Raw genomic sequence first — 17,812 nt, forward strand, 5'->3', positions numbered from 1 at the left:
GGCCGTCACCACAAGAGGCCGCTCAGCGTCACGAACGCGACGAAGAGCAGGGACAGGACGAGCGACGCCTTGATTGCCGCCAGGGTATAGTCGTATCGGCGAAGTCTGTGTGTCAGCGTGTGGAACATGGGTTCGTCCAATCGTGAGTAAGCGGTGGCTCGTCGCCGTTCGTTCGAGCGAAATGCCGTGCCCGCAATTCGGCAGTGACGACAATGGCTACCCAGCCCGCGAAATTGGCCAGACGGCGGCTCGCCTTGGCGCGAACGCGCGCATGCGCTGCTGTCGATAAAGGAGGATATGGCGGCTCGAGAGCCCCTCACACCGCGATAAGCCAAGTCGGCCCGTGTCGATCGTCAAACCATGCGCCTCAAAAGTGTCCGGCACAAGGAAGATCCCCTTGGCGGCACCCTTTTGCGTTCCAGCACACAAGCCTCATCCCGATTTGGGGCCTTTGCAAGCAAACGAGGCAAGGTCCCGGGGCGGCACGGCCTCCGGCCAGGGGAGGCGTCGGGCGCCGGTGTAGCGGGTAACGGCGCTGCGCCTCTGCGGCGCGCCGCCATCGTTCTCCCACTGTTCGAGATTTGCGGTTTCAATCTGACGCGGAGTGCGCTGCCCGCTCCGGCCCTGAAGCTCGCAAAGCAGGGCATCGGCGGTGATAACGCCCGCCTGGAACCTGCCGATCAGAAAGACGGCGGCAAGACGGAGGCTTTCCTGGTCATCAAGGTCGACATGTTGGTGAAAGCCCGCGCGCCGCAGCACGCCGTCGAGCATGGCAAGGTCCGAGGGAATCAGTGGATGCTGCTCTGCGGATGACATAGGCCCCTCCTGTTGATGGGAACTGTCGTTTGCGTGGCGCATGCGTGCGAGCGCGCAAGGCGCTCTTCCAGGAATTCTACCCCCGGAGCGTCTTTCCGTCTCGGGTGGACCGTGCTGGGGTGACCTCAGGGTGACGCCCGTTGCCGGCGGCCAGGAGGGTGTGGTTTCTGTGTCAGTCAGGACCGGCGCGATTTCCGGGTCGGCTTGCTTGCGGACACCTCCGCGGCCGGTTCGGCGGCGGCGCGCTCAAGGCGTTGCGCCTTGAGCTTTTCGGTCTTCTTGTCGCGGGCGATCTTTTCAGCCGCAACGATGGCTCTCGCCGTATGATCGGTTGCGGCCGCCTTGTCGCTCGCGGAGGTCTTGGCCGGCTTGAATGCTGCGTTAGCGTTGGGCGTCATGACCTGTCTCCTGAAACGGGCGGGTGCTGCCGACCCAGAGGGGTCAGCGCGTGCGCGCCGCCTTCTTGGGGCTGGGCAGCAGGCCTTCGCGCTGCAGCTTCTTGCGCGCCAGCTTGCGCTGGCGTCGGACGGCTTCCGCCTTTTCCCGCACGCGCTTTTCCGACGGCTTTTCATAGCTGCTGCGGGCCTTGAACTCGCGGAAAAGCCCTTCGCGCTGCATCTTCTTCTTCAGAATGCGCAAAGCCTGGTCGATGTTGTTGTCTCTAACGAGTACCTGCAAAACATGTTCTCCTGTTGTCGATTGCAGCGCGGGCGAGGCGCATGCGCCTATCTGCCGCGCTTGGCGCTCAGTTTCTTGAGCCAGGGGCCGGTAGCTTCCGCCTGAGCGGGGTCCGGTGTGGCGGTCTCGGCGTGTTCGATGTCGGTCGCAAGGACCGAGCGTTCAAATGTCTCACCGTCGACCCGTACGCGAAAGCGGGGCTCGCCGCGATCTTCCGTGGGCAAAAGGCCGACGATGACGCCGAAGGGGCTGATCAAGGCCGACTGTGTGGCGGATGCCCTCAGTTTGACCCTGTCGCCGATCTCGCAGGCCGTGCGGCTCATGACGAGCTCCATATCGGAAGTGAAGGGGCCAAAGATGCAAAAAGGCCGGGTTGTTCCCCGACCTCTTCCCGTCATTCAAGCCTTTCCTGCCAGTACATCCGTGGTCAGAGAAGGGCGAATGACAAATTATTCGGCGCGCAGATTGTCGGCCGAGCTCTTGCCCGACTTGCGGTCGGCGACGACGTCGAAGGTCACCTTCTGACCGTCGGCGAGCGAGCGCAGACCAGCGCGTTCTACTGCGGAGATATGGACAAACACGTCGGTGCTGCCGTCATCCGGTTGAATAAAGCCGAAGCCCTTGGTGCTGTTGAACCACTTTACAGTGCCCGAAGCCATGACGATTTCCTTTCAATCGTGGAGTTTGCCAGAAAATATTTCTCTGGCGGTGATCGATATTTGAGAGGAGATCTGGCCGCGCATAAGCGCTGTGTCAAAGGTCACAAGCAATATTCGATGAGTTGATATATAGACGATACTTTTTGAAACTCAATGAAAATATTAAATTATCTATTTTCCCGTCCTTGTATAAGCCTTGTCAAAGGCCTGAAAATGCGGGTTTTCGTGCCGCTATTTTTCTTTCTATTGAACGCTCGGTCCCTGCCGATGGAGACTGAATATGGCGCATGGGTCAGCCGACAGCGCGACCGCTTTGGAGGCGGTGCATTTGTGTGATTGCTGTCAGGAGAAGTCTGGCTTGGCCTTCCGCATCGCGGCCGACAGCGCCGGGCGTCTTGTCAGACGGGCGAAGGTCGCTGCAGAACTCTGAAATCCTGCATGCTTTTGTCCTTTAATCGGCTACGGGGTAAAGGAAACACGCCGGACAGCGGTGGCAGGGGAGGTCAGGCGGCGGTACGCGTATCTGTCGCGCACCGCCCCCGCTTTTCAGGTGAAGGTCTGCGGCGAGACCTGCAGTGCGGCGGCGATGCGCTGCAGCTTGGCGGGATCGGTATCGGCGCCGAGCTCGATCTTGGATATTTCAATTTCCGTCAGGCCTGTCGTGACCGACAGATCGTCAACCGAATAACCGGCGGTTTCACGCGAACGCTTGATGGCGGCTCCGATTTTGACGCGGGACAGAGATGCGCCTGGAGCCTTGGTTAGGTCTTTCTTAAAGGACATGAAGTGTCTCCTTCGTTGGTCCACCGGCAAAGAACGCTGCCGGTTGAAGGGGGCCCAAAACTGAAATGCGACTCAAGGCAGATGAGTGCGAACCTAGGGCGTCGCTAATATAAGCGAGAAGTCCGCAGGCGCAAGTTTGCGCCCGAATCTTTGTAAAAATCATATTTATATCAATATCTTACCCTGTGATTATTGGGTGCTGGACGGTCCTTTTCCAGGCGATCCGGGGTACCGCGGCTGCTCGCCAATCGCCGTCCCAAGGACTGCGAAAACGGCGCCGAAACTCACGCCAGGCGCGCCTCGATCAGGAACGGTCCGCGCCGCGACAGCGCTGCGGAAAAGAGCGCGGCGAAGGCCTCGCAGGAAGTGGCAACGGCAGCTTCGACGCCAAGGCCGCGGGCAAGCGACACCCAGTCGAGCGCGGGGTTGTCGAGGTTCAGCATCTGCCGCGCATTGGTGCCGATCTCCCCGACGCCGACATTGCGCATCTCGGCATGCAGGATGGCATAGGTGCGGTTGGAGAAGATGACGGTGACGATGTCGAGGTTTTCGCGCGCCTGGGTCCACAAGCCTTGAATGTTGTACATTGCGCTGCCGTCGGCCTGCAGGCAGATCACTTTCCGATCGGGGCAGGCGATGGCCGCGCCGGTCGCAAGCGGGATACCGTCGCCGATCGCGCCGCCGGTTTGCATGATGAGGTCGTGCGGTGCGGAGAAGGCGGACAGGGCAAAGAAGCGCCGCGCCGAGGTGACCCCTTCGTCGCAGACGATTGCGTCCTCCGGCACCTTGTGCGCGACGATGACGGCGATCGCGTCTTCGGTGAGCGGGCCCGAGGGCTCGCCGGTGTCGGTGGGGGTGCCTGCCGTTGGCAGCGGCCCGGTCGGGCTGACGCCGAGTTCGTCACCAAGCGCCTCCAGTGTCGCCTTCAGGTCTTCGCCATGGCGGGCAAGGGTTGCGACCGTGCAGCCCTCCGGCACCAGCCGGCCCGGCATGCCGGGATAGGCGAAGAAGGCGACCGGCTCGGGCGCGCCGACAAGGATGAGAACGCGGACGTCCTTGAGCGTGGCGAGCGCCATGTCGATCGGGTAGGGGATGCGCGCCGGCGCGACCCGTCCGCGGCCGCGCTGGGTGTGGGCGACCAGAACCTCGTTGAAAAGCTGGATGCCGCACGCAGCCGCGATCCGCCCGGCAACGGCAAGGCCATCGGCCTGCGCCGCAGCGCCGCTGACGACCATGGCGACCCCTTGAGGATTCGAACGTATCAGGCGGGCCACTTCGCGCACCGTCTCGGCGCTGGCCGGCCGCGGCGCTTCGATGGGCGCCTTTTGTGGCGCGGTGGCAAGGGCAAGCGTTCCCCAGGCGGCGTCGGCGGGCAGGATCATGGTGGCGACACCCGGCGGCGTCAGCGCGGCCTGAACGGCGGCGGCAACGGTGGGGCCGACGTCAGCCGGATCCTTCACGCGCCGGACCCAGTTCGACATCGGCGCGGCCAAGCTCTCGATGTCGGTCGTCAGCGGTGCGTCGAGCGGGAGGTGATGGGAGGCGTGGTCGCCAACGATGTTGACGACAGCCGCCCGGGCGCGGCGGGCGTTGTGCAGGTTGGCAAGGCCGTTGGAAAGGCCAGGGCCGGTGTGCAGAAGGGTCGCTGCCGGGCGCCCGGCCATGCGCGCATAGCCATCGGCGGCGCCGGTCACGAGGCCTTCGCTGAGGCCGAGGATGCAGCGCAGTTCCGGCTTGCGGTCGAGTGCCGCGACGAAGTGCATTTCCGAGGTGCCGGGATTGGCGAAGCAGACGTCGACGCCGTTTGCAAGCAGCGTATCGACAAGCACATCCGCGCCGGTGGTGCGAATTCCCTGGCCGCCTTCTCCCATGCGCGTATCCCTCGATGGCCCTCAAGGGCATGATAGCGGCAACTTGCGCCGGTGCAACCGGGGCATGGCGAGCCACCCGGCGCAGCACCAGTCGGCCAGCGCCAATCGGCTGGCGCTGTGCCGGCTCAACGGACGGGCATCAGGTCCGCTGCCAGGCGAGGTGGGCGCCAAGCCCGATCAGCACTGTGCCGCCGGCGCGCTGCATCAGGCGCTGCGCCCTGCCGGAGCGGCGCATCCGTGAGACGACGGCGCCGGCGAGGAACACGCAGACGATATCGGCCGAGGAGAACATCAGATTGGCGAGGGCGCCGAGCAGCAGGAACTGCACCCAGATCGGGAAGGCTGCAGACGCATCGGTGAACTGCGGCAGGAAGGCGACGAAGAAGATCGCGGTCTTCGGGTTCAGTACTTCGACAGTGATGCTCTCGAAGAAGGCGCGGCGTGCCGATTTCGCCTCGGTCAGGGGCAGGCTGCCGTCGCCCGTCGCCTTGGTACGCATCAGCGTGAAGCCGAGCCAGACGAGATAGGCGGCCCCGGCAAGCTTCACTGCCAGATACAGCGTCGGCACCGCATGAAACAGGATCGAAAGGCCGGCAGCTGCGGCAATGACGTGCACGTAACAGCCGAGATGAATGCCGAGCGAGGCCATCATTCCGGCAGAGCGGCCGCGCGCCACGGTTTGCGCGGCAGCGTAGAGCATGGCCGGGCCCGGGATATAGGCGAAGATCGCCGTGGTGACGAAGAAGGTAAGGAGAATGTCGAGCGATTGCATGCGGTTATACCTCGTCTGCTGCTGCGTGGCCTCTTGCGGGAGTCGTTGTAAGGGCTTGCGCGGGAAAGTTGAAGGAAAATCACAAGTGCTCGGGCCGGCGGGTCAGCCGCCGGCGGTCCGTTCGTCCGTGGTCAGACCGGTATTTCCTCAGCGACAAGGCGATCCTCGCGGCGGGCGCTGGCGGCAAGTCCTGCCGCGACGCCGGTGCGGTCCTCGGCACTGCGGTTCTGGCTCATCTTGCGCTTGCCGTCGAGACGCTCGATCGGCAGCCTGAGGCCGATGATGCCGCGAAGCTGCGCCTTGACGAAGGCGGCGGGCGCGTCGCTGACCTGCCAGGGCTCGGCTCGTCCGGCCTCATGCCGGTTGGTCAGCCGCGTGACGATGTCGAGCAGCCGGTCCTCGTCGGTGAAGAATTCGGCCGCGCCATAGGCGTGCACGGCGACATAGTTCCAGGTCGGCACGACCTTGCCGTGTTCGCGCTTGGAGGCATACCAGGAGGGGGTGACATAGGCGTCCGGCCCCATGAAGGTCGCCATAGCCGCGCCGATGACCGGTGTCGTTCCTTGCGGGTTGGCGCGGGCGACGTGGCCGTAGAGCGTGCCGTTCGGCCCCTCGTTGCGATCAAGCAGCAGCGGCAGCGGGGTCGCAAGCAGACCATCGGCCGTGGCGGTGACGAGGGTCGAAAGCGAAGCCGCCTCGATGATGTCGTGCAACACGCTCAGCGTTTCTTCCTTGAAGGCAGGCGGTGTGTACATGATCTCGCTCCTTGTGCTCGCCCCGTCATAGAGGCAAACTGGACGGCCAAGAATATCCAGTTTCCGTATAAATGCGTGGGCCAGTTTGTAACGATGAAAGAAGAGGCGACGGTCGGGACCGCCCGGCGGATCTATGAGGCGCTGAAGGCACAGGTCCTTGACGGCACCTATGGCGCCGAGGCGCTGCTGCCGTCGACGCGGACGCTCGCCGCCGAGCTTGGCGTTTCGCGCACGACGGTGACGGCCGCCTATGAGCAGCTTCTGTCCGAGGGGTATCTGGAAAGCCGGCAGGGCGCGCGCTCGCGGGTCGCGTTGCTTGCGGCCCGGCAGGGTCCCGGCTCGGTGGCCGCGCCCGGGCGCCCAGCGAGCCAGAAGCATCGGGACAAGGGTGCGGCGGCGGTTCGCCTGTCACGCCTGGGGGCTGCCCTTTGCGACGGGCCGATCTGGACGCCGACGGTTTCTGCTCGACTGATTGCCGACTTTCGTTACGGCGACCTGTCGGCCGCGGATTTTCCGGAGGAGGCGTGGCGGCAGTCGGTCGCGGCGCTCCGCCGGCGAAGGCCGCGGCTTGCCTATGATCACCCCGCCGGTTCGTCTGCCCTGCGCATGGCCCTGCAGGCCTATCTCTGGCGGGCGCGGGGGCTCAGTTGCGATCCAGATCAGATCGTCGTCGTCAACGGCTCGCAGCAGGGGCTGGACCTTGCGGCGCGCGTGCTCGTCGATGCTGGCGACCGGGTGGCGATGGAGGATCCGGGCTATGTGATGGCGCGCCGGGTCTTTGCCGCCGCCGGCGCCGCGGTGGTTCCCCTCGCGGTCGACGCGGAAGGGCTGAGGACCGACATCCTCGAACAATTGGAGGATGCCAGGCTCGCCTATGTCACGCCCTCGCATCAGTTCCCGCTCGGCAGCGTGCTTTCGGCCCGGCGGCGGCAGGAGCTTCTGGCCTGGTCCAGGCGAACCGGGGCCTATGTGCTCGAAGATGATTACGACGGCGAATATCGATACGACATCCGGCCGATCCCGCCGCTCCAGACCATGGGACAGGCGGAAAACGTGCTTTATCTCGGCACGATTTCCAAGAGCCTGTCGCCGATGCTCCGGCTCGGCTATCTCGTCGTGCCGCCGCCGCTTGTCCCGGCCTTTGCCGCCGCCAAACAACTGATCGACCGCCATTCGCCAAGCCTCGAGCAGGAAGCACTGGCGGCGATGATGGCAAGCGGCGCCTATGAGCGCCACATCCGCCGCAGCCGGCGCAACAATGGCCGTCGGCGGGAGGCCCTGCTGACGGCGCTCAAGGCGGAGCTCGGCGACGCGGTGACCATATCCGGCGCCGATGCCGGCCTGCATGTGGTCGTCTGGTTCGAGCAGTTGGAAAAGGCGCAGGAAGACGCGCTGATCGCGCGAGCGCGGGCGGCTGGCGTCGGCCTCTATCCGGTTTCGCCCCTCTATGCGGCAGGTGATGCCGGCCACCGGCCGGACCGGGCCGGCATCGTCATGGGCTATGCGAGCCTCGAGGCGGCCGAGATCGGCAAGGGCGTGGCAGCACTTGCGCAGCTGTTGCGGTCCTGGGGCGACGAGAAGGCGGAGGCGAAGCCGTCATAGGTCGGGAGCGGGCGGAGCGGCGCCCGTGCGCGGCTGGGCATCCCGGCGGCGCGTTACGGTTAGCCGCTTGCGCCCGGCCAACGTCCCTTCATAGTGGCGGCCATTCCGCGTTTGCCCAGGCGACCTCCATGAGATCTCTTCGCATCCATCCCCACCTGCACGACGTTTTCGGTGAAGAGCAACCACTCGCCTATCTCGCCGCCATACTCCTGTTCGGAGCCGGCGTTGCCGTCGTCTTTGCGCTGTCTGCGGGGTCGATGCTTGCCGATCTTGCCTGGTGGCGGGCGGCGCTGGCGCTTGTTCTCGTGCTCGACATCGCCGCCGGCTGCGTCGCCAATTTCACGCCGTCGACCAATGATTTCTACGCAGCCCGGCCGCGCAACCGCTGGATATTCATCGCCATCCATTTCCACATCGTCCTCGTCGCGCTGCTTCTTGGCAACGGGATCGCGGCCGCGGTTGTCGTCTGGGCCTATACGATCGCAGCGGCCGCGCTCGTCAACCGGCTGGCGGGGCGGGAGGCGCAGACCTTCGTCAGCGGGCTGCTCACTGCGATTGGCCTTGCCGGCCTGCCGCTTCTGCCCGGTCTGACGCCGGCGATGATGGCGGTCTCAGGCCTCTTCATGCTCAAGGTGCTCTTCAGCTTCGCCGTCGACCATTACCGCACGGTCCCGCCCCAAGATGGGCAGGTGTCCAAAAATGGGGGACACGGCTGACGTCCTTGCCTTGCATGGCGGTCTTTACTAGCCTCCGGAAAGCAGGCTCAGGGGAGAGACTCGATGGCAGTTTCAGCGGCGGACGAGGCATTGCGCATTCCGACATTCGACGACGTGCAGATGGCCCGAAACCGGATCGCCGGGATCGCGCACCGAACGCCGGTCCTGACCTCGCGCACGGCCGATGCCGCCACCGGCGCCCGGCTGTTCTTCAAGGCGGAAAACTTCCAGCGCGGCGGCGCCTTCAAGTTCCGCGGCGCCTATAACGCCATCGCCGCGCTCAGGGAGAAGGGATCGAGGCAGGGCGTGGTCGCCTTTTCCTCCGGCAATCATGCCCAGGCGATCGCCTATGCCGCGCGCCTGCAGGGCGTCGCAGCGACGATCGTCATGCCCGCCGATGCGCCCGACATGAAGGTGGCGGCAACGCGCGGCTATGGCGCCGACGTCGTGTTCTACGACCGCTACAAGGAAGACCGCTCGGCCATCAGCGCCCGGTTGGCGGCCGAGCGCGGCGCCGTGCTGATCCCTCCCTTCGACCATGCGGACGTGATCGCGGGCCAGGGGACGGCAATTCTTGAGCTGATCGAGGAGGTGGGTGAGCTCGACCTGATCGTCACGCCGCTCGGCGGGGGCGGGCTGCTTGGCGGCACCGCGCTCGCCGCCAGGGAGCGCTCGCCCGGCGCGACCATCGTCGGCGTCGAGCCCGAGGCCGGCAATGACGGCCAGCAGTCGCTGCGCCAGGGCCGGATCGTCGAAATCGCCATCCCGAAGTCGATCGCCGACGGCGCGCTCACCCCCAGCATCGGCGCCCACAATTTTCCGATCATCCAGCGCGCGGTCGCCGACATCGTCACGGTGAGCGACGCACAGCTGGTCGAAACCATGCGTTTCTTCGGCGAGCGCATGAAGATCGTGGTCGAGCCGACCGGCTGCCTTGCGGCGGCCGCCGTGCTCGAGGGGGTGCTTGCCTGCGCCGGCAAGCGCGTCGGCATCGTCCTGAGCGGCGGCAATGTCGATCTGGCGACCTACGGCGCGCTGCTGCAGGCGACGTGAACTTTACCCGGACCGCCGTCCTGGTGCCCGCCATTTCGTCGAAGCCTTGCAGACCGGGCGCATGGCTCTCGACGTTCATCGAACAGACCAGGCGGCTTGAAGAAGGGGACATCACATGACAGACGCACCTTGGCACGCCGATCCACTTACCTGGGGCACCGGTCCGCACCTCTTCGAGGTCTTTCTGGAACCGACGGATCCTTACTCGGCCAAGGCATTCGGCAAGCTCGATGCCCTTCTCGCCCGCGCCGGCGCGGACAGGATCACCATCAAGATCCGGCTGCAGTCGCAGCCCTGGCACATGTATTCCGGCGTCGTCGTTCGCTGTATTCTTGCGGCCTCGACGCTGGCGGGCGGCAAGGAGACCGCAAAGACCGTCATCGCGGCCGTCGCTGCGCATCGGGACGAGTTCGAGTTCACCCACCACGCCGGCGGGCCCAACATGGACGTGACCCCCAACACGATCATCGAGCGACTGGAAGGTTATAGCGGCGTGCAACTGAAGGCGGCCTTTGCGATCCCCGATCTCGATCGGGAGATCAAATGGCATTGCCGGTACGCCCGCCAGAACGGCATCCACGTCTCCCCGACCTTCATGATCGACGGGATCGTGCGGCCGGACGTGAGCAGCGGCGATGATGTTTCGGCCTGGGCGGCGAAGTTGCTCGCCTGACGAAGGTTGCAAGGGACGCTTCCGGCGGGCAGCGGCCGGGCCCCCGTTGCGGGCATTTTCCCGGGGCTCGACCGGGCCGTTGGCGACGCCCGTCTTTCCGGTTGCCTTAACCGGCAAAAGTGGCACACTGAGCCTCGCGCGACGGCGCCAAGCGTCTGAATGACAGGGCGGAGGCCACTGTAATATTTTGTTTTTCTAAATGGATTTCTCTCCGGCCGATTTCCGTCGGAAAACACGTGTTGGAAAAAGCCAGAGGAATACAGCGGGCTTTTTGAGCGCCTTTTCGGACGCCGCGTTGCCAAAAATCTAAGCGCTGCCACCGCTCCGGATGGGCGCGGTGCATACACAACTGGAGGGTATCGTGACGCTTGCAATCAATGACCTCGCACCGGACTTCGAGGTCGGGACGACCGACGGCACGATCCGGTTTCACGACTGGATCGGCGACTCCTGGGCGGTGCTGTTTTCGCACCCGAAGGACTTTACGCCCGTCTGCACCACCGAGCTCGGCTACATGGCGCGCATCAAGCCGGAATTCGACCGGCGCGGCGTCAAGATCATTGGCCTTTCGGTCGATCCGCTCGACCGCCATGCCGGCTGGGCCGCCGATATCGAGGAGACACAGGGCCATGCGCCGAACTTCCCGATGATCGCCGATGTCGACTACACCGTCTCGAAGCTCTACGGCATGCTGCCGGCGCCGGTTTCCGGCGATCCGACCAAGCGCACGCCCGCTGACAACCAGACGGTGCGCAACGTCTTCGTCGTCGGCCCGGACAAGAAGATCAAGCTGATCCTCATCTATCCGATGACGACAGGCCGCAACTTCGACGAGGTGCTGCGTGTCATCGACTCGCTGCAGCTGACGGCCAAGCACAAGGTGGCAACGCCGGTGAACTGGCAGCAGGGCGACGACGTGATCATCGCCGGCTCCGTCACGGATGAGGATGCCCGCAAGGTCTATCCGGAGGGCTGGCGCGCGCCGAAGCCCTATATCCGCATCGTGCCGCAGCCGAAGGGCTGAGGCGGGGCTGACATTTCGCCAGGGCGCGGAAGCGCCCGCGTTACGGGTTCGTCCTTCGTTGCTGGGGGTGAGGGTTTATCCGCATTCCGCGACGAGGGGGCTGCCCCTCATCTTGCGGTAAGGGAGCTGACCCTCACCCGCCTGCCGGCGCCTTCTCCCCGCATGCGGGGAGAAGCGACGTTGGCGTGCCTTCCGCGTTTCCTTTTCCCCGCCTCTGGGGGGGCGGCGGAGAGGCCGTTTAGCTTCCATTCCCACGACCCATGGTTGCCGGAGCGGCGAACCCCGCGCCGGAAGCCTGCTTCCTCTGCGACAGAATCCCTCCTTTATCTGAGCACGCCCGCGCCTATAGTGCCGCTGTTTGCGGCCGCCGCCGGAGCGCGCCGCACGCTGACTGGATGACCCGCCCCATGACCGCAGCAAGCCGCCCCGACCTGACAGACATTCACCGCGGCGACTGGGTGGATCGCCGGTTGCCGCGGGCGGTGCGGCCCTATACCCGTCTTGCGCGGCTCGACAGGCCGGTCGGTATCTGGCTGACGCTCTTTCCCTGTTGGGCGGCGCTTTTCCAGGCGGCGCATGGCCTTCCCGAGATCCGGGATATTCTGGTTTTCACGCTCGGCGCATTTCTGATGCGCAGTGCCGGCTCCACCATCAATGACATGGCCGACCGCAATTTCGACGGGCATGTCGAGCGCACGCGGTTTCGTCCGCTTGCAAATGGTGAGATCGGTATGTCCCGGGCCGTTGTCTTCCTGATTGCGCAACTTGCGCTCGCCGCTTCGCTCCTTGTCTTCCTGAGTCCCGCGACCCGTGTGCTTGCGGTGTGCGTCGTGCCGCTCGTGTTCCTCTACCCCTTCTGCAAGAGGTTCACCCATTGGCCGCAAGCGGTCTTGGGCGCTGCCTTCAACTGGGGCATGCTGATGGCCTGGTCGCAGGTTGCCGGACATGTTCCGGCGGGCGCTGTGCTGATGTGGGCCGGCGCCGTTGCGTGGCAGATCGGCTATGATACGGCCTACGCCTATGTCGATGTGCGAGACGACACGCGTCTCGGTCTCAAGTCGACGGCGATCCTGTTCGGCTCCCGCGGCAAGGCCTGCATCGCCCTGTTCTACGGCCTGACGCTGGCCGCCTGGTCTGTCGGCGGCTGGATGCTCGGCATGTCGAGCCTGTATGCCATCGGCATGGTGGTGATCGCGGCCCATCTCGCGTGGCAGGCCCGGCGCTTCGACCTCGATCGCCCCGAAATCAGCTATCGACTGTTTCTGACGAATATCCTGACCGGCGGGCTGCTGGCTGCCGCCGCTCTCGCCGGAAGTTTTTGAGGGACGCCGAACGTCCGGCCTGCCGCCTGGAATACGGCCGACAGGCGGGCGACGCATTGACGCCCGGCGCGAGCGCTCCATGTCATATCCAGATGTCATATCCAGGCGTTCAGCGCAGTCAAACGGGCAGGGGCAGGCCATGCAAAGGTTCTTCGTCAGCGTCGCCAAGGAATTCGAGGCCGATAGCGCCGAGGAGGCGGCCCTTTTGATGTACCAGTATCTGACCCGCGAGCCGGCGCCGCTTTCCTACGCCGTCACCGACGAGGCGAAGAACATCACCAGGCTGACGCTCGAGCGCGACAAGGCGGACGAATTCGCGAGCGTCGACCACACGGCAGATCCGGGCAACTGGTAACGTCCGCTGGCAGCGATGCCTGTGGGTGGAAGCCATCAAAGCGACAAGTTCGGTTGCAATTCTCCGGCGTTCGCGTCAAGACTGCGCCGGTTGGGCGCGGGTATCGCCGCGCTTCGGGAGGAAACCTGCTTGTTCATTGCACATCTGCCGGCCGGGTATCTGCTGTGCCGCCCGTTTGCGCGCCGCAACCCGTCGCAGGCCCGCGCCATCTTCGGTGTCGGGCTTGTCTGTTCCGTCCTGCCGGATTTCGATCTCGCCTATTTCTACCTGATCGACCAGCGCCGCACGCCGCATCACGACTACTGGGTGCACACGCCGATCTTCTGGCTGGTGCTGGCGGCGACGGTTGCGCTTGTTCTCATCGCCACCGGGCGGCGCAAACAGCTCGTCCTTGTCGGTGTCGGGCTTTCGAGCGTGCTCCTGCATCTGGTGATGGATTCTGTCGCGGCTGATATCCGCTGGTTCTTTCCCTTTGTGGATCTCAGGGTGAACCTTGTGCATGTGCAGGCGGTCTACAAACCCTGGTACCTGAACTTCCTCTTGCACTGGACCTTTGCGCTGGAAGTTTTGATCTGGCTGCTGGCCGGCCATTTCGCTTTGCACGATTTGAGAGCGCGGCGCACGATCGGGACCGAGGCCGCATGAGAGCAAAAGCAGGGCAATTCTAGGGGGCGCGAAAAGAATCGCTTAAGAAATTTATCATACGAATAGCTACAATTCGCATGTATCCCTTTTCGATTTGTTAGCTATAGGTCCCGCCCTCATGACTGGCCTGCCGTTTCTTTTTTCGTCCGATGCCAAAGCCATGCTCGATGCGATCAACCGGTCGCAGGCGATCATCGAATTCGATCTTTCCGGCACGATCCTGACCGCCAACGAGAATTTCTGCCGCGCGATGGGTTACGATCTCCACGAGATTGTCGGCCGGCATCACCGCATGTTCGTGCAGCCGGAGGAGGCGGCGTCCGCTGCCTATGCCGACTTTTGGGCACGCCTTGCCCGCGGCGAATATGACAGCCAGCAGTACCGGCGCATCGGTAAGGGCGGGCGGGAGATCTGGATCGAGGCCTCCTATAATCCGGTGTTTCGCGGCCGCAAGCCCTACAAGGTGGTGAAGTTCGCGACGGACATCACCGCGTCGAAGGCAAAGAGCACCGACGATCAGGGCAAGATCGACGCCCTGTCGCGGGCCCAGGCGATCATCGAATTCAAGCCTTCGGGCGAGATCATCACCGCCAACGAAAACTTCCTTTCGGCCATGGGCTACGCGCTTCCCGAGATCGTCGGCCGGCACCATTCCATGTTCTGCGAGCCGGACGATGTCCATTCGCCCGCCTATGCCGACTTCTGGCGCGATCTTGCGGCCGGGCGCTTCGTCACCGACCAGTTCAAGCGTATCGGCAAGGGTGGCAAGACGGTCTTCATCCAGGCGTCCTACAATCCGATCCTCGACGATGCCGGTCGCGTGTCGAAGGTGGTGAAATTCGCCGTCGACGTTTCCGACCGCGTGCTTGCGGTCCAGGAGATCGGCGCCGGGCTCGGCCGCCTAGCCGAGTGCAACATCCGCATGACGCTGGACGAGCCCTTCGTCGGTGAGCTCGAAATCCTTCGGCGCGACTTCAACACCTCGATCGGCATGTTCCAGGAAACGCTGTCGGCCGTGCTCAGCCAGACCCGCGACCTCAACAGCAACAGCCACGAGATGAAGGATGCCGCCGAGCATCTTGCCGACCGCACGCGCCAGCAGGCGGCAGCCCTGGAGCAGACCTCGGCGGCGCTGGAACAGGCGACGGCGACGGTGCGCACCTCGACCGAGAATACCCAGCAGACCCGCGCACTGGTGCAGAATGCGCGGCAATCGGCGCACAGCTCTTCCGGCGTCGTGCGCGATGCGGTGACGGCGATGCAACGCATCAAGGCGGCCTCCGAGGAGATCAGCCAGATCATCGGCGTGATCGACGAGATCGCTTTCCAGACCAACCTTTTGGCGCTCAACGCCGGGGTCGAGGCGGCGCGCGCCGGCGATGCCGGCAAGGGCTTTGCGGTCGTTGCCTCGGAGGTGCGAGAGCTCGCCCAGCGCTCGGCCAAGGCCGCCAAGGAGATCAAGGCGCTGATCCAGAATTCGGTCGCCGAAGTCGCCGAAGGCGTGCGCCTCGTCGGCGATACCGGCAGCGCGCTGAAGGAAATCGAGGACTTCGTCGCGGCGATCGACACGCGGATCGCGGCGATCGCGACGGCTGCGACCGAGCAGACGGCGGGCCTCGGCGAAATCAACGCTGCGGTCAACGACATCGACGTCATGACGCAGAAGAATGCGGGCATGGTGGAGCGCACCGCCGACGTCAGCGTCCGGCTGGCCGAAGGCGCGCAGCGGCTGACGGAACTGGTCAACCGCTTCCAGCTCAACCGCCGTGCCGAGCGGCGCGAGGCGGGCACGGCAGCGGCAACGGGCGGCATGGGTGACCGTCGCCGCGCGGCCGACGCGCGGGCCGCCTGAGGGAACAAAGCGGGACGTGCGGGGCGATCATGCCCTGCCGTTCGCGGGCGGGCGGGCCGGGGGTGCGGCCCGCCTCATCCCCTCCAAGGCAACCTTCGTGCGTTGGAGAGCCTTACCGCAGCAACGAAATTGTGACCGCACCGTCTCCGAGGTCTCCCGTGGCATTGGCGCGTGATAGACGATCGGCAGACGTGTTCGTGCAACGTGTGGTATCGCTGATACGTTGACGAAGCCCACGGTTCTATGCATCCTGCCGGCCAACGAACGAAGATGCCGGATACGGCACGGGAAGAGCAGGGCCAAAGGCCCAAGGCATTGATAAGCTTCGCATTCGCAAACGGCGCCCGTGCGTCTCGCCAGGTCGCCATGGCATTCTGAAGAGCTGCAGGGGCTCGCGATCAAGGGAAACCTGCAGAGTTGCGACGCGTTTCAGCGTCGCTTGAGCACGACATACGCATTCACGACGTCATTCGCATCGATTGCTCGAGGCCGGAGGGGATTGTGAAGGAAAAGTCGAGGTTACTGCCAGCGGTGCTGGCTGCCATGCTGGCCGCATCCGTGGCGCTGCCTGCCACTGCCGCCGATCTGGTGATCGCCATGCCGAACTGGCCGTCGGGCCAGGCGACGGCCAATATCCTGAAAGTGGGCATCGCCAAGAAATTCGGGCTCGATGCCGAGGTCAAGGAACTCGGCACGCTCAATGCCTTCGTCGGTTTCGAGGCGGGCACGGTCGACATTCAGCCTGAGGTCTGGCGACCGAACTTCGAAGACGTCGTGCGCAAATACGTGACCGAAAAGGGGGTCGGCCAGCTGACCGAACGCAGCGTGCCGGCCTGGCAGGGGCTTTGCGCCACGCCGGAAGCGGCCAGGACGATCAAGTCGGCCGCCGATCTCAGCGACCCTGAAAAGACCAAGGTCCTCGACACCGACGGCGACGGCAAGGGCGAGATGTGGATCGGCGCCGCCACCTGGCTTTCGACCGGCATCGAGCGGGCGCGGGCGGCCGGCTACGGCTACGACAAGACGCTGACGCTGTTCGAGGCGGAAGAGGAGGTGGCGATGGCTGCCGTCGATGCGGCCGTCGCGACCGAGAGGCCGATGGTGTTCTACTGCTACGCGCCGCATCACGTGTTCGAGCTGCACCCGATCGCACGGCTCGAAGAGCCGCCGCACGATGCCGCCAAGTGGAAGATCTTGCCGCCGAGCGACCCGCTCTGGGTGTCGAAATCCAGTGCCTCGACCGCCTGGCAAGCGGCACATTTCCAGATTGCCTATGCCACTGCCTTCGGCAAGAAACACCCCGATGTCGCGAAGTTCCTGGAGAAGGTGGATTTCTCGCCGGAGGAAGTGACGAAGATGAGCTACGCGCTGGAGGTCGAGCGGCAGGCGCCGGCCGATTACGCGAAGAAATGGGCCGAGGACAATGCGGCGCGCATCGACGGGTGGGCCAAGCCATGAGCGGACGTTCTGACGACAATCGCCTTGCCGGCACGGAACGGCCCCTGTGGACGCGGCGCAGGCTCGGTGTCGCGGTGCTTGCCGCCGCCCTTACGCTCGGGCCGCTCGCCGCCTGGGCGCAGACCCAGATCTACGACGCCCGCACCAAGAAATGGGTGAACTACGACAAGAAGAAAGCGCGGCAGTATTTCGCCCGCAACAATCAGCTGCCAGAGGCGTTCCGCCGCCAGGTGGTGACCTTCCGAACGGCGGAACAGCCGGGCACGATCATCATCGACGGCAACCAGCACTTCCTCTACCTGGTGCAACCCGGCGGCCAGGCGATCCGCTACGGCATCGGCGTCGGGCGGGAGGGCTTCGGCTGGGCCGGCATCGTGCGCGTCGGGCGCACGGCCGAATGGCCGACCTGGACGCCGCCGGCCGAGATGGTGGCGCGCGACCCGAATGCGGCGAAATGGGCGGCCGGCATGCCCGGCGGGCCGGACAATCCGCTCGGCGCCCGCGCGCTCTATCTCTACGAGGGCGACCAGGACACGATCTACCGCATCCACGGCACGGTGGAGCCCTGGACGATCGGGCTCGACGTTTCCTCCGGCTGCATCCGCATGAACAATGACGACGTCATCGACCTGCATTCGCGCATCGAGATCGGCGCCAAGGTGATCGTGCTGATGCAGGGGGCAGCGCTCTACAAGGGTGTTTGAGGCAGCAGGGATGAGGCGGGCGGCCCGCGAGGGCGGCGCGTCGGCGCAGGCACCTTGCTGGCGCCAGGAAAGAA

General features: G+C 64.7%; 21 protein-coding genes. 11 read left to right on the top strand and 10 right to left on the bottom strand.

What is annotated here, in order from left to right; all coding sequences use genetic code 11:
* Positions 1–5: 5 nt before the first annotated feature.
* From IB262_RS36405 to IB262_RS01695, 10 genes are all read right to left on the bottom strand, one after another.
* Positions 6–128 carry a hypothetical protein gene (locus tag IB262_RS36405; protein ID WP_255380515.1) on the bottom strand — a complete coding sequence of 41 codons (123 nt, stop codon included), beginning with the start codon at positions 126–128 and terminating at the stop codon, positions 6–8.
* Positions 129–432: 304 nt separating this feature from the next.
* Positions 433–816, bottom strand: a complete 384-nt coding sequence (locus IB262_RS01655) for a hypothetical protein (RefSeq protein WP_162728665.1) — start codon at positions 814–816, stop codon at positions 433–435.
* A 176-nt stretch (positions 817–992) separates the two neighbouring features.
* A complete protein-coding gene (locus IB262_RS01660; RefSeq protein ID WP_060516031.1) occupies positions 993–1,214 on the bottom strand; it encodes a hypothetical protein in 222 nt (73 codons plus the stop codon).
* A gap of 43 nt (positions 1,215–1,257) precedes the next feature.
* On the bottom strand, positions 1,258–1,494 hold the full coding sequence (gene rpsU / locus IB262_RS01665) for a 30S ribosomal protein S21 (protein WP_034792958.1): 237 nt from the start codon (positions 1,492–1,494) through the stop codon (positions 1,258–1,260).
* Positions 1,495–1,541: 47 nt separating this feature from the next.
* On the bottom strand, positions 1,542–1,817 hold the full coding sequence (locus IB262_RS01670) for a hypothetical protein (RefSeq protein WP_060605329.1): 276 nt from the start codon (positions 1,815–1,817) through the stop codon (positions 1,542–1,544).
* A gap of 126 nt (positions 1,818–1,943) precedes the next feature.
* Positions 1,944–2,153: a cold-shock protein gene (locus IB262_RS01675; RefSeq protein WP_034792962.1), complete on the bottom strand. Its 210-nt coding sequence runs from the start codon at positions 2,151–2,153 to the stop codon at positions 1,944–1,946.
* Positions 2,154–2,699: 546 nt separating this feature from the next.
* A complete protein-coding gene (locus tag IB262_RS01680; RefSeq protein WP_034792964.1) occupies positions 2,700–2,936 on the bottom strand; it encodes a helix-turn-helix transcriptional regulator in 237 nt (78 codons plus the stop codon).
* Between the two features lie 284 nt (positions 2,937–3,220).
* Positions 3,221–4,807 (bottom strand): acetolactate synthase large subunit, encoded by a 1,587-nt coding sequence (locus IB262_RS01685; protein WP_112974877.1) that lies wholly within the window; start codon positions 4,805–4,807, stop codon positions 3,221–3,223.
* A gap of 139 nt (positions 4,808–4,946) precedes the next feature.
* A complete protein-coding gene (locus IB262_RS01690; protein WP_192357109.1) occupies positions 4,947–5,579 on the bottom strand; it encodes a LysE family translocator in 633 nt (210 codons plus the stop codon).
* Positions 5,580–5,710: 131 nt separating this feature from the next.
* Complete coding sequence (locus IB262_RS01695; protein ID WP_089043521.1) at positions 5,711–6,334, bottom strand: FMN-binding negative transcriptional regulator; 624 nt, start codon at positions 6,332–6,334, stop codon at positions 5,711–5,713.
* Positions 6,335–6,409: 75 nt separating this feature from the next.
* On the opposite strand from IB262_RS01695, the gene IB262_RS01700 reads away from it, so the two are divergent.
* The 11 genes from IB262_RS01700 (at position 6,410) to IB262_RS01750 (ending at position 17,738) form a co-directional block, all read left to right on the top strand.
* Entirely contained in the window at positions 6,410–7,936 is a 1,527-nt protein-coding gene (locus tag IB262_RS01700) for a PLP-dependent aminotransferase family protein (protein ID WP_348646881.1), read from the top strand.
* Positions 7,937–8,064: 128 nt separating this feature from the next.
* Entirely contained in the window at positions 8,065–8,652 is a 588-nt protein-coding gene (locus IB262_RS01705; protein ID WP_112974874.1) for a hypothetical protein, read from the top strand.
* Between the two features lie 63 nt (positions 8,653–8,715).
* On the top strand, positions 8,716–9,705 hold the full coding sequence (locus IB262_RS01710) for a threo-3-hydroxy-L-aspartate ammonia-lyase (RefSeq protein WP_034792973.1): 990 nt from the start codon (positions 8,716–8,718) through the stop codon (positions 9,703–9,705).
* Positions 9,706–9,820: 115 nt separating this feature from the next.
* Positions 9,821–10,378 carry a thioredoxin gene (locus tag IB262_RS01715; RefSeq protein ID WP_112974873.1) on the top strand — a complete coding sequence of 186 codons (558 nt, stop codon included), beginning with the start codon at positions 9,821–9,823 and terminating at the stop codon, positions 10,376–10,378.
* 361 nt (positions 10,379–10,739) lie between these two features.
* Positions 10,740–11,402 (top strand): peroxiredoxin, encoded by a 663-nt coding sequence (locus IB262_RS01720; protein ID WP_034793680.1) that lies wholly within the window; start codon positions 10,740–10,742, stop codon positions 11,400–11,402.
* A gap of 407 nt (positions 11,403–11,809) precedes the next feature.
* The gene (gene ubiA, locus IB262_RS01725; RefSeq protein WP_112974976.1) at positions 11,810–12,724 is read left to right on the top strand and encodes a 4-hydroxybenzoate octaprenyltransferase; all 915 of its coding nucleotides are present in this window, start codon (positions 11,810–11,812) and stop codon (positions 12,722–12,724) included.
* A 139-nt stretch (positions 12,725–12,863) separates the two neighbouring features.
* Complete coding sequence (locus IB262_RS01730) at positions 12,864–13,079, top strand: hypothetical protein (protein WP_034792977.1); 216 nt, start codon at positions 12,864–12,866, stop codon at positions 13,077–13,079.
* Positions 13,080–13,208: 129 nt separating this feature from the next.
* Positions 13,209–13,724 (top strand): metal-dependent hydrolase, encoded by a 516-nt coding sequence (locus IB262_RS01735; protein WP_060582795.1) that lies wholly within the window; start codon positions 13,209–13,211, stop codon positions 13,722–13,724.
* Positions 13,725–13,842: 118 nt separating this feature from the next.
* Entirely contained in the window at positions 13,843–15,576 is a 1,734-nt protein-coding gene (locus tag IB262_RS01740) for a PAS domain-containing methyl-accepting chemotaxis protein (protein ID WP_112974872.1), read from the top strand.
* A gap of 543 nt (positions 15,577–16,119) precedes the next feature.
* Positions 16,120–17,034, top strand: coding sequence for a glycine betaine ABC transporter substrate-binding protein (locus IB262_RS01745; protein ID WP_112975925.1), 915 nt, complete (start codon positions 16,120–16,122; stop codon positions 17,032–17,034).
* A complete protein-coding gene (locus tag IB262_RS01750) occupies positions 17,031–17,738 on the top strand; it encodes a L,D-transpeptidase (protein ID WP_060582772.1) in 708 nt (235 codons plus the stop codon). Before IB262_RS01745 ends, IB262_RS01750 begins: the two co-directional genes overlap by 4 nt.
* The last annotated feature ends 74 nt before the right edge of the window (positions 17,739–17,812 follow it).

This window comes from Ensifer sp. ENS02 (assembly GCF_014851885.1).
Classification (GTDB): Bacteria; Pseudomonadota; Alphaproteobacteria; order Rhizobiales; family Rhizobiaceae; genus Ensifer; species Ensifer adhaerens.